We start from the raw sequence: 11,704 nt of genomic DNA, 5'->3' as shown, positions 1-11,704 counted from the left end.
ATTATAGCGTTTGCTAATAAAACTTAAATCTTGAACATAAAATACATTCTTCGTCTTTAATATAACACTTGAAGGTAACCGTAAGTCGAGGCTTTCATGCTCAAGGCTGACATACTGTTTAAAACGCCAAACCACTTTAACTGCAAACGGCGATGTCGTTGCGGTTTTAAATGAGCAATTGCTTCACATTTTAAGTGGCTGATTCGTAAAATGGATTGCGGTCTGCCATGACAATAGGCAAGGTGTTGAATAATACGAATCACTCATATAAGGCCATCCATGACAACAACTGGTCACGTGCATTTTTATATTGGCACTTACACCAACCCACCGAGTACGAGCACGGGCATTGCGCGTGTATCGCTGAACACTGAAACGGGTGAACTGACTCGGCTTGACGATGTTGTAGTTCAACGTAATCCGTCCTATCTCACGACCACCGAACACGGGCTGTATACGTTTAGCGAAATGGATAGAAATGAAGGTGCAGAGCTTGCGTTTTTTCGCGGTAGTGAATCCGTCTCTTTGCCGATTAATGGCGATTATCCGTGTCATTTGGATATCAAAGAACCGTTGTTGGCGGTTGCTAATTATGGCTCTGGAAATGTTAGCGTATTTCAATTGGATCGCGATGGTAAACCGCTTGGTTTATTGGCGGATTTATACGTTGATGGATGCGGGCCGAATTTAGAGCGCCAAACTTCTCCTCACGCTCATCAAGTCACGTTTTTAAAGCACAGTCATCAATTGGTTGTCGTAGACTTAGGCAGTGATAGCGTCCTTATTTATGATCACGATGCCCAGCCGCCGGATTTTTCACTGTCGCAAGTTATTCATTTGCCCGCAGGTTCGGGACCGCGCCATGTGGTGTTTAACCAACAAGAGTCGACAGCGTATGTGGTTTGCGAACTGTCAGAAACCATGATTGTGCTGGTTAAGCACCAAGATAAATGGCTTATCTCGAATCAAACAGAATTATTAGAAGGGGAAGAGAATCAGCAAGCGGCGGCGGCGATTCGTCTTTCGCAAGATGAAACGTTTTTGTATGTCTCTTGCCGAGCTCAGAACAAAATCAGTGTGTTTGATGTGTCTGGCGATACGCCGAAAAGGCGAGCAGCCATTCACTGTGAAGGGTTTTTTCCACGAGATTTTGTGTTGTCTCATGATCAAAAGTGGTTGTTGGTTGCCAATCAACATTCCAACAATGTGGTGAGCTTTCGTCGAAATCCTCAAACCGGTGAAATTACCCCAACGGGTTATGACTGTGAGATAGGCTCTCCAGTGTGTATTGTCGAACAACCTTTGTAACGAATAACGCAGAAGCAGCAGGAAATAGAAAAGCCTAGCGGGCGGCTAGGCTTTCAGGATAAAAACAGTTAACGCCAATCTTCAACGTACAGTTAGACGTAAATTTTGCCTTTCATATACAACACACCATCACCAGATACATTGACGCAATCCTCCTTGACTTTGCAGTACAGAACGCCACCTCGCGCTGATGCTTGATACGCCACTAAAGATGCTTTGCCGAGCTCTCGCGCCCAATATGGTGCTAAGCCTGCGTGGATTGATCCTGTGACAGGGTCTTCATCTCCGCCGTTCGCTGGCCAAAAGTAGCGAGATACAAAGTCGTATTGACTGCCTTTTGATGTGACGACGACATCGTAAGGAGCGAGTTGTTTCAGTTGGTCGGATCGATATTGAACATCGAAAACGGTTTGCTCATCTTCCACGATGACGAAGTAAGCTTGTGGGCTAAGCAGTACGTGTGTTACTTCGCAGTTTAATCCCTCAATCAATTGCGTAGGAATGGCGTCGACGGGCTGTGGTGCTCTTGTCGGAAATGTCATTTCAATCTTGCCAAGTGCGTTCTTAATTACGGTTAAGGTGCCCACTTTTAATGTGTGAAACTCAATACTTCCTGTAACGCCGAGTTGGTCGAACAACACCATGGAAGCGGCGAGCGTTGCGTGTCCACAAAAGTCGATTTCTGTAAGTGGTGAAAACCAGCGTATTTCATATTGATTCGTCCCAATCGTTTTAACAAACGCGGTTTCAGAGAGGTTGTTTTCTGTTGCAATGTTTTGCATCAGCTCTGGTTCTAACCACTCTTGCAAGGGTACGACTGCTGCTGAGTTGCCTTTAAATTGCGTGTCTGTAAATGCGTCAACGACGTAGATATCCAGTTCCATTTTGTCTTCCTTGTTCTCTGAGCAATTAGTTAGCATAAACCAGATGCAACTCAGAGAATAAGAAATTTATGCCTGAATCTTAAAGTTTCAAAATAGACGATGATTTTATATTTTGTGATACTTATTGATATGCCTTGGCTTGGTTTGATGAATAGACTTGAATTGAACTCACTGAAAGGAAGAAACACATGAAAGCGATTCACAATTCTGTTTTGGCCCTTAGCGTTTTGGTTATCGGCTCTGCCCATGCTTTTGAACTAACGAGCAAAGATATTCAAGAAGGTCATCCAATGGCGAAGACATTTGAATATTCAGGTTGGGGATGTGATGGTGCGAACCAGTCTCCACAATTAATGTGGAAAGACGTTCCAAAGGGTACAAAAAGCTTTGCGATTACCGCGTACGATCCTGATGCACCAACAGGCAGTGGTTTTTGGCATTGGATAGCGTTTGATATTCCAGCCTCAGTTAATGAATTGCCTCGTGGCGTTGATATTAGCAAGCTCGGCGGTAAGGAGTCTCGTATCGATTACGGTATTACTGGTTTTGGCGGCGCATGTCCTCCAGAAAAAGATGGTATGCACCGCTACCAGTTTACCGTTTGGGCCTTGCCAAGTGACAAGTTGAACTTGGATGAGAACACGCCAGCGGCGGTTGTGGGATTCACGTTGAATAGTGTCGCATTGGACAAAGCGAAGTTAACCGCCACTTACACACGATAATTGAATAAGAAAGGGGAGAAGATGAGCCACCAATATCAAGTCACGTTATTTCGTGCGGAGCAGCAGCAAAAGTTGCGTAACGTTCGGATTCATTCCCCGAGTATTATCCAGATCATTAAAGGGAGTAAGCGTCTGTTTTGGAAAGACGAAGCGTTCGATATTCTTCATCCTAATATCATGCTTTGTGAAGCAAACGCTTCGCTGAATTTTGAAAACCTTCCTCAGCAAGGGCGTTTTCTCTCTCGAATGTTCAGCTTTCACTGTGTACCGAGTGATGACATGCTGGAGCTGAGTATGAGCAATGTGCTTGGCGAAAATGTACCCGCGGTGGAGACAGATAAAGCGTTGCAAGCAACGCTGAATGCGCTGTTTTCTTTTGAGCAAGAGAGCTTGAGTGAAGCGACGCAACGTTATTGGGTGTTGGGGTTGTATCAGCAGTTAGCGGAAAGGGGATTATTGCATCGACTTTTTACCAGCTCGAACACCTCATTTAGCGAAAAACTCAGTCGCTATTTGTCACGCTCTCCGGGCGATGATCATCCTTTGGAACGGGTGGCTGAGCGTTTTGCTATGAGCCGAGCAACGTTGATACGCAAACTCAAGCAAGAGGGTACTCAGTATCGGGAAGTGCTGGCAGAAGTGCGCTTAAATCACGCACTCTACCTGATGCAAAATGGTTCATACAACGTTGCGTTGCTCGCGCAGTTGTGTGGTTATCAATCGGAAGGGCGTTTTAGCCAACGCTTTAAAGGCAAGTTTGGTTTAACGCCCAGCGAGTACATCAAAACCGTTGCCAGTTAGTACCTAGCATTGCTATTTGGCTCGGTCTCAATGTTTCCCATTTTAGCTTTTGTATTTGGTTTTCATCCGCAGTGCGACGTTAACCAAAGCAATCAGAACCGGAACTTCGATCAACGGGCCAATTACGCCAGCGAATGCCTGGTCGGAATTCAGGCCAAATACAGCAATGGAAACCGCAATGGCCAACTCAAAGTTGTTACCCGTTGCCGTAAATGCGATGGAGGCATTTTTATCGTAGGGGATGCCCATTCTCTTCCCGATAACGAAGCTGGCAAAAAACATCAATACGAAGTAGATCGCTAGTGGGACTGCCATGCGGAACACATCCATTGGCAGTTGTAAAATCATCTCTCCTTTGAGGCTGAACATCAGCACGATGGTGGCGAGCAAAGCGATCAAAGTAATGGGTGAAATTCGAGGAATAAACACATCGTTGTACCACTTCTCACCCTTTGCAGCGACTAACCACTTGCGACTGAGAAAACCAGTAAGGAAAGGAATTCCTAAGTAAATCAATACGCTTTCTGCAATGTCACCCATGGAAATATCAACCACAAAACCTTCGTAACCAAAGAACGGTGGAAGTACGGTGATAAAGAGCCAAGCCATAACGCTGTAAGTCAGAATTTGAAATGCGCTATTTAATGCCACTAAGGCCGCGCCATATTCTTTGTTGCCGCCGCCAATATCATTCCACACTAAAACCATAGCGATGCAGCGTGCAAGGCCAATCAAAATAATGCCAACCATGTAACCCGGATGATCACCAAGAAAGGTTAAGGCAAGAACGAACATCAGGATTGGACCGACGATCCAGTTCATAACCAAAGACAGTGTGATGGCCTTTTTATCTCTCGTTACCGTGCCCAATAGACCGTAGTTCACCTTGGCGAGTGGTGGGTACATCATCAAAATCAAACCAATGGCGAGCGGTACGTTCGTACTACCAACGGACATTGCTTCGTTCCATTCTGCTACTTGCGGGTAGACTGCGCCTATCCCCACGCCGATGGCCATTGCGACAAAAATCCAGACCGTTAAGTAGCGGTCAAGAAAGCTCATTTTTTCACTGGCACTATTTAAAACTTCAGTCGTCATAGTGGTCTCTATTCGTTTATCGTCGAAAGGCGATGTATTAAGTTATAGTTTATCTTTGCGCGCGTGGAAAGCGCGCAACGTGTCTTAGCTAAATAAACCGGAAAACTGAGCGTTAAACGCGTTCAGTTTTTCACGTTGAATACGGTAACAAACCTTTGGCGGGTTGGGTTCTGCACTGATAAACCCGGCCTGTTTTAGAATGCGTAAGTGTTCTGATACAGTCGATTGCGCTAAACCTAACTCAGAGACTAAATCGCTGTTTAAGCATCCACCCATGGTGTCTAAAGTGTGAAGAATATGCAGAATGCGTAAGCGAGCAGGATGAGACAGCGCTTTCGCTTGAGCGGCGAGTGCTTGTTCTTTATCGAGTTGTTGTTGCGTGGTTTCAAAAGCAATTTGGCACGTTTCGTTGCATTTGTTGCTCATGAGCAGACCTTTATAGTTAATCGTCGAATTGCGATTAAGTGTACGTGTGCTTTTTCTAAGGCGCAACTGTTGAAAGGAGAATTGAAGATAAGAGACGTCAAAAAATGGGAAGGGATGATGTCTCGCAAATATTTGGCGGACTAACAAAGAATTCGGTCAAATGGCAGCAAGTAAAAAAGCAGAACTTAAAGATACGACGAATTGGGGGTGTGGTATCAGGAGCTAAGTTCTGCTTGGGGGGTTAGGTTGTGAGCAATTTTCTATATTTCCTGCTAGCCAAATCAGTATGGTGAAAAAAGGGGAGGTAAAAAAGAGAGTAGATTTCTTCGCTTTATTCCTGATAAGACCAAATAGGTGGGTTTTCCCTACAATATAGGGACGAAATGCTAGTAAAAGGGGAACAAAGTGTTTGGAAGTTTTCTTATTTTATTGCCGCCAAGTTCAGTAAAATATGCCTATTCAATGACCTCCTAGAGTTAAGGTACGTGCGGTGTCTGATCTCAACTTATTTCGTTATTACCAACGCTTGCTCTCTTTTGGTGTTGGTAATGAAGCAAAAACTACGCTGCAAGAAATCGCCGATTTGTTGTTTACTTCGCCTCGTCATGCGCGCAGTTTGCTGGCGCAGATGCAAGAGATAGCGTGGTTAAGTTGGCGACCAAAACCAGGACGGAACCAACGTTCAACATTGTTGTTAAACGTTGAACTCAGCGCGCTGAAAGAAAGCCTTGCACTAGAGCGGATCAAGCTTGGTAAGTACGAGAAAGCGCTGTCGATTCTGGATGAAGATGAAGCCGCATTTGGGCGACTCCTCAAAACAACGTCGGGCGCATCGGTAAAAGAGGGGCGGCTCAATATTCAGCTGACCTACAAACGCATGTTCGAGCGTGTTGTTCCTCATCAATTGCAGCGAAGCAGTGAGCGCTTTTTGCTACGCCAAATTTATTGCTGTTTAGTATCAAGTGATTATTACGGGCGCGTAAAACCAGAGCTGGCGCACCATTGGCGATACGATGAGCAAAAATTCGAATGGACGTTTTACCTTCGCCCCGGGCTTACCTTCCATAATGGCAACCCAATCGATGCCGACACGGTGGTGAGTTTGTTTGCCAAATTGAGCTCACTAGAATACTACGAGAAAGAACTCGCGCATGTGGCAAACGTGACTGCGCCAAACCCTCTCAAAGTGGTGTTTACACTTAACCGACCTGACTTGGGTTTTGCTGGGCTTATTTCTGGCGTGAAATATGGCATTCAGCCCGTAAGTCAGGTGAACGTTGCGAACAACAAGTTGGTGGTAGGGAGTGGGCCATTTTCCGTCGTTGAGCACAGTGAAAACCGTTTGAAACTGCAAGCGTTTGATGGTTATTACGCGTGTCGAGTATTAACGGATTTGGTGACGATCTGGATCGTCAACGATGAAAAGATGGAGAACCCATCGCTCGCTGCGAATACTCTGCAACCACAGCCAGTCCTTGTTGATGACATGTGCGGTCACTACATGTCGACACCGAACAGTGAAACGTCCCCAGCGAGCAAACGCAGTCGAACGGAAGACGGTTGTTTGTTCGCACTGTTTAACCATCATGCGAAGCACGCTTTGTCTCAGGCTCAGCGCCGATACATCAGTGATTTGATTCGACCGGAGCAGTTAGCCGAAGTGATGAAGAGCGAAAAGATCAATTTTGGTAGCGTCGCTGCTTATAACTTGTTGCCAAACTGGAAACCAGTGTTGCGCCCCTTTGGAGATGTGGTCAAGTTGCCAAAGCTGATCACCATCGCAGGGTACAATTACACGGCGCTACGCCGGTGCGCGCGAGCGATTTCTTCGCGTTTAGAGCGTGCGGGCAGCCGAGTGGAGATCGTTATGTACTCCTACCGAGAACTGAGCGAGAAAGCCAAAAACGGCACGCTTGATGAGACTCTGGTTGTCACCAATATCAACTTGGACGATAACCGTCATGCGTCTGCGTTTAGCAACTTCTTTAGCAATGCTGTGCTTTACCACACCTTAGGGGCGCAAAATGCGGCGTGGTTGGATGCTCAAATGGAAAATGTCCGTGCATTCTCACCGCTTGAAGATTACTTGAGCGCGTTAGAGCCGATCGCGTCCACATTGATTAGCGAATATTGGATTGCACCGATGTTCCACCATACTCAGACGCTACGTTTTCAAGGGGTCTTGGAAGATGTCGCACTCACAAACTGGGGATGGCCAGACATTCGATCCGTTTGGTCTGCGGACTGATCAAAACCGCCTGAATGGCGGTTTTTTTGTGTCTGCAATTTGGTGAAAGCCAGTGACGTTTTTATTTCTTCTAGCCAACAAATGTGATGTTTATCTACGTTTGAGTGCGAGCCATCAAGAAATAGCTCGAAATGAACTTTGAAATTAATCACGAATTATATCGAGTCAATAGGTCTAATGTGATCTGGTTTAAATAATGTAATTTTAAGAATATTGTCGAGAAAGCGATTTTATTCAAAATTCGTCTATTGACTTGTTGCTCAAATAAAATTTGTAGATTTTTTACGTGTGGGATTTTTGAGCTCTGTCCATTTAAACAAATTGACAGGCTTTAAAGTGTGATTCGAAGCGTAAAAGTAGCTCGGTTGCGCGGTTGGGACTCTGTTATTGATAATTAACCCATCAGATGACGAACTGTTGATAGGGTTAAATATGCTGTACGAGTTAATCGACCACGAACTAGTAGATGTAATTAATGATCGCGCTTACCAATGGCAAGATGCGGTTAAAAAGACCACTCAATACCTAGAAAATAAAGGTTACGTCTCCCAGCACTATGCTGATGCGATCATCCGTTCAACGGAAGAAAACGGTCCTTACTATGTGTTATGCCCTGGATTGGCTATGCCTCATGCCCGACCTGAAACTGGCGTTTTAAAAACAGGCTTAGGCATCCATATTTTCCCATCACCTGTTGATTTTGGATCGGATCTCGGTCCGGCCAATATTCTTATTACCTTAGCTGCGAAAGACTCTGATACCCACATTGAGGTGATTCAAGCGTTGAGCGAGATGTTTGTGGATGAAGAGAACATTGCAAAACTGGCACAGGCCTCTTCCAAAGAACAAGTGCTAGACATAATAAAAGCATACTAAAAGGAACATAACGTGAAAGCAAACATGCGAGCCAATGTGCAAGCCTTCGGAGGTCATTTGACCGCCATGGTGCTGCCAAATATCGGAGCCTTTATCGCTTGGGGCTTTATTACTGCACTCTTTATTCCTACGGGCTGGATGCCAAACGAAGCCTTTGGCGAACTCGTGGGGCCAATGATCACTTACTTGCTGCCACTTTTGATTGGTTACACTGGTGGTCAGATTGTTGGTGAAAAACGCGGCGCGGTAGCGGGGGCTATCGGTACGATGGGCGTGATTGTCGGGGCTGACATACCGATGTTTGTTGGCGCAATGATCATGGGCCCACTGAGCGCTTGGGTTGTGGTGCAAGTGGATAAACGTATTCAACACCGCATACCTTCTGGTTTTGAAATGGTGGTCAACAACTTCTCGTTGGGTATCGTCGGTATGTTGTTGTGTTTGTTCGCCTACGAGATTGTTGGCCCTTCAGTCACCGCAGCAAACTTGTTTGTGAAATCAGGCATTGAAGCGTTGGTTGCAACGGGTTTCCTGCCTTTGTTAGCGATCATTAACGAACCAGCAAAAGTGCTGTTCCTCAACAATGCCATTGACCAAGGCATTTACTACCCACTAGGCCTGCAAGCGGCCGCAGAAACAGGCAAGTCCATCTTCTTTATGGTGGCGTCTAACCCAGGCCCTGGTCTTGGTATGCTGCTGGCCTACGCGAAGTTTGGTCAGGGTTTGTCTAAACGTTCTGCGCCAAGTGCCATCATCATTCACTTCTTTGGTGGTATTCATGAGTTGTACTTCCCATACGTACTCATGAAACCAATCATGATTGTGGCAATGATTGCTGGTGCGGCGACAGGCATCGCAACCTTCAACCTATTCGATGCCGGTTTGGTCGCGGGTCCAAGTCCAGGCTCTATCTTCTCTTACCTTGCTCTTACTCCGAAAGGTAGTTTCATCGCGACCATCGCAGGTGTGACAAGTGCAACGATTGTCTCTTTCTTAGTAGCAAGTGCGATTTTGAAAGTGAGCAAATCAGAAGAAAAAGAAAGCGAGTTTGAGAAATCAGTTTCTGACATGAAAGAGATGAAAGCGGAAGGCGCAGTTAAGCCAGTTGCAGCTGCGACGACGCAAGAACCGAGCAAGCCAATTTCATTTGTCGCATTCGCATGTGATGCGGGTATGGGCTCTAGTGCAATGGGCGCATCGACCTTCAAACGCAAGCTGGTACAAGCTGGGATAGATATTGAAGTGAAGAACTTTGCCATCGAGAAAGTCCCGAGTGAAGCCGATATCGTCGTGACACACGAGAGCTTAGAAAGCCGTGCAGTCAACGCGACAGGTTTACCAGTCGTAACGATCAAGAACTTCCTCAACGACCCAGCGCTTGACGAGCTGATGGATAAGATTAAGCAACAAACGGTCGCGACTGAGCAACCAGCCTAACAATGCAGTTTGGGGCGGCAGGTATCGCCCCAATTAGGAGAGAAATCATGGTACAAACAACGGCAGCGGTTATCTGTGGTGAGAAAAACGTTCAATTAAGAACCTTTGATTTACCAAACATTTCAGCCGACGAACTTCTGGTTAAAAACATTTCAAATAGCATTTGTCTATCCACTTACAAAGCAGCATTGTTAGGTAGCAAACACAAACGCGTTCCTGAAAACACTGACGAAGTGCCAGTGATGACAGGTCATGAATACGCAGGTGTGATTGTTGAAGTCGGTGAGAATCTAAAAGATCAATTCAAAGCTGGTGACTACTTTGTTTTGCAACCTGCCATGGGCTTGCCAACAGGTTACTCAGCGGGCTACAGCTATGAGACATTTGGTGGCAACGCGACGTATTCCATTATTCCTAAAATCGCTATCGACCTAGGCTGCGTGCTGCCTTACCACGGCGATTACTTTGCTGATGCGTCGCTTGCTGAGCCAATGTCTTGCATTATTGGTGCGTACCATGCGAGCTACCACACCACGCAATACGTGTACGAGCACGATATGGGCATCAAAGAAGGTGGTGCGTTAGCGCTTTTGGCGTGTGCTGGCCCAATGGGGATTGGTGCAATTGACTATGCGATTAACGGCCCTGTAAAGCCAAAACTGATCGTGGTGACGGACATCGACGCTGCGCGTTTAGACCGAGCTGAAAGCCTCATTCCGGTTGCAAAAGCTAAAGAGCAGGGCGTAGAACTGCACTACGTGAATACCGCTCAAATAGACGATCTGGTCGCGTATCTCAAAGCACTCAACGGTGGCAATGGTTATGACGATGTAATGGTCTACGCGGCGGTTGCTCAAGTGCTAGAACAAGCCGATGAGCTACTTGGCAATGATGGCTGCCTCAACTTCTTTGCTGGCCCAACGGATAAGAATTTCAAAGTGCCGTTTAACTTCTACAACGTGCATTACGAATCAACCCATATTGTAGGGACGTCTGGTGGTTCAAAGGGTGACATGGTGGAATCTATAGAGCTTTCCTCGCAAGGCAAGATCAACCCGTCTTTCATGATCACACATGTTGGTGGCTTACAAGCTGCGCCACATACAATTCTGAATCAGTTGGATATTCCGGGCGGTAAGAAGTTGATTTACCCACATATTGACCTGCCATTGACGGCGATTGATGACTTTTTATCGCTGGCAGACCAAGACCCGTTCTTTGCGGAACTCGATGCGATTTTGTGCGCGAACAACTATGTGTGGAACGCGCATGCAGAAAAAGCGTTACTTGAGTTTTATGACGTGAGCTTAACGGTTTAGTTGCAACGAACATGTGTGGTAGCCTTTGCGCTGCCACATAATGGAGAGGTCATAAGACGTTGTCACGTGAAGACGAATTACTGGAGAAATTGGATGAGTGTGAAAATGCCACTGCGTTTCTTCAGGTTTCTAACAAAATAATTAACCTCAAGTTAAAAGCATTACTTCCGAGTGTGTTCGTCCAAGACGACTTAGTGAAGGAGTATGCTGTGGATCCTTTATTGAGAGAAGATGGGCCATTGGTCACGACCGATGTTGTCTCCAAGTTGATGTTTGCGATGGGAAAAATCTCATTACAAACTTATGCAGACATTGGCTTGTACGATCAGGTATTGGAGTATGTGGTTACTCAGCCTGAAAAGATCGCGTTTACAGATGATGTGATTTATGACTTCATCAAAAACCAAGCGGTACTCTCTTCTCAGCAAGACTGCTTTTATCTTGAGTCGATCAATCAGCTAAAGTTCTCTTCGTTTGAGTCCTTTTCGCAGATGAGATACGAATCTCTCATCAAAACAGTGCTCAAGCTGTCGTGTGAAATGTTGATAGAAAGAATCGAAGAGGAAATCAATCAGTAAGGGTTCA

11 protein-coding genes are annotated in these 11,704 nt (G+C 45.8%); 8 read left to right on the top strand and 3 right to left on the bottom strand.

Annotated elements, in window-relative coordinates:
• The first annotated feature begins 279 nt into the window (after positions 1 to 279).
• Positions 280 to 1,308, top strand: a complete 1,029-nt coding sequence (locus BIW15_RS09635) for a lactonase family protein (RefSeq protein WP_077280912.1) — start codon at positions 280 to 282, stop codon at positions 1,306 to 1,308.
• Positions 1,309 to 1,400: 92 nt separating this feature from the next.
• Here BIW15_RS09635 and BIW15_RS09630 read toward each other — a convergent pair whose 3' ends face one another.
• A complete protein-coding gene (locus tag BIW15_RS09630; RefSeq protein WP_077280911.1) occupies positions 1,401 to 2,192 on the bottom strand; it encodes a PhzF family phenazine biosynthesis protein in 792 nt (263 codons plus the stop codon).
• A gap of 188 nt (positions 2,193 to 2,380) precedes the next feature.
• Between BIW15_RS09630 and BIW15_RS09625 the strand changes: the two genes are divergently transcribed.
• Both BIW15_RS09625 and BIW15_RS09620 read left to right on the top strand, forming a co-directional pair.
• Positions 2,381 to 2,914, top strand: coding sequence for a YbhB/YbcL family Raf kinase inhibitor-like protein (locus BIW15_RS09625; RefSeq protein WP_025816555.1), 534 nt, complete (start codon positions 2,381 to 2,383; stop codon positions 2,912 to 2,914).
• Positions 2,915 to 2,935: 21 nt separating this feature from the next.
• Entirely contained in the window at positions 2,936 to 3,715 is a 780-nt protein-coding gene (locus tag BIW15_RS09620; RefSeq protein ID WP_025442931.1) for a helix-turn-helix transcriptional regulator, read from the top strand.
• Between the two features lie 42 nt (positions 3,716 to 3,757).
• Here the strand turns inward: BIW15_RS09620 and arsB are convergent, their stop codons facing one another.
• Complete coding sequence (gene arsB, locus BIW15_RS09615; protein WP_077280909.1) at positions 3,758 to 4,813, bottom strand: ACR3 family arsenite efflux transporter; 1,056 nt, start codon at positions 4,811 to 4,813, stop codon at positions 3,758 to 3,760.
• An 84-nt stretch (positions 4,814 to 4,897) separates the two neighbouring features.
• The gene (locus BIW15_RS09610) at positions 4,898 to 5,239 is read right to left on the bottom strand and encodes a helix-turn-helix transcriptional regulator (protein ID WP_005482591.1); all 342 of its coding nucleotides are present in this window, start codon (positions 5,237 to 5,239) and stop codon (positions 4,898 to 4,900) included.
• 490 nt (positions 5,240 to 5,729) lie between these two features.
• Between BIW15_RS09610 and BIW15_RS09605 the strand changes: the two genes are divergently transcribed.
• The 5 genes from BIW15_RS09605 (at position 5,730) to BIW15_RS09580 (ending at position 11,697) form a co-directional block, all read left to right on the top strand.
• Positions 5,730 to 7,487 (top strand): SgrR family transcriptional regulator, encoded by a 1,758-nt coding sequence (locus BIW15_RS09605; RefSeq protein WP_005482583.1) that lies wholly within the window; start codon positions 5,730 to 5,732, stop codon positions 7,485 to 7,487.
• Positions 7,488 to 7,919: 432 nt separating this feature from the next.
• Positions 7,920 to 8,363, top strand: coding sequence for a PTS sugar transporter subunit IIA (locus BIW15_RS09595; protein WP_005391226.1), 444 nt, complete (start codon positions 7,920 to 7,922; stop codon positions 8,361 to 8,363).
• Positions 8,364 to 8,375: 12 nt separating this feature from the next.
• Positions 8,376 to 9,800 (top strand): PTS mannitol transporter subunit IICB, encoded by a 1,425-nt coding sequence (locus tag BIW15_RS09590; RefSeq protein ID WP_005487804.1) that lies wholly within the window; start codon positions 8,376 to 8,378, stop codon positions 9,798 to 9,800.
• A 47-nt stretch (positions 9,801 to 9,847) separates the two neighbouring features.
• Positions 9,848 to 11,119 (top strand): zinc-binding dehydrogenase, encoded by a 1,272-nt coding sequence (locus BIW15_RS09585; RefSeq protein ID WP_077280908.1) that lies wholly within the window; start codon positions 9,848 to 9,850, stop codon positions 11,117 to 11,119.
• Between the two features lie 59 nt (positions 11,120 to 11,178).
• Positions 11,179 to 11,697, top strand: a complete 519-nt coding sequence (locus BIW15_RS09580) for an MltR family transcriptional regulator (RefSeq protein WP_005462031.1) — start codon at positions 11,179 to 11,181, stop codon at positions 11,695 to 11,697.
• Positions 11,698 to 11,704: the final 7 nt, after the last annotated feature.

The sequence above is a fragment of the Vibrio sp. SALL6 genome (genome assembly GCF_002002385.1).
Taxonomy (GTDB): domain Bacteria; phylum Pseudomonadota; class Gammaproteobacteria; order Enterobacterales; family Vibrionaceae; genus Vibrio; species Vibrio parahaemolyticus.
Note: the sequence above shows the minus strand (reverse complement) of the source record. Positions and strands in the feature narration are given on the sequence as shown.

Coding starts and splice junctions, on each gene's coding strand:
- BIW15_RS09635 (WP_077280912.1), top strand. CDS start 280: ATGACAACAACTGGTCACGTGCATTTTTATATTGGCACTTACACCAAC.
- BIW15_RS09630 (WP_077280911.1), bottom strand. CDS start 2,192: ATGGAACTGGATATCTACGTCGTTGACGCATTTACAGACACGCAATTT.
- BIW15_RS09625 (WP_025816555.1), top strand. CDS start 2,381: ATGAAAGCGATTCACAATTCTGTTTTGGCCCTTAGCGTTTTGGTTATC.
- BIW15_RS09620 (WP_025442931.1), top strand. CDS start 2,936: ATGAGCCACCAATATCAAGTCACGTTATTTCGTGCGGAGCAGCAGCAA.
- arsB (WP_077280909.1), bottom strand. CDS start 4,813: ATGACGACTGAAGTTTTAAATAGTGCCAGTGAAAAAATGAGCTTTCTT.
- BIW15_RS09610 (WP_005482591.1), bottom strand. CDS start 5,239: ATGAGCAACAAATGCAACGAAACGTGCCAAATTGCTTTTGAAACCACG.
- BIW15_RS09595 (WP_005391226.1), top strand. CDS start 7,920: ATGCTGTACGAGTTAATCGACCACGAACTAGTAGATGTAATTAATGAT.
- BIW15_RS09585 (WP_077280908.1), top strand. CDS start 9,848: ATGGTACAAACAACGGCAGCGGTTATCTGTGGTGAGAAAAACGTTCAA.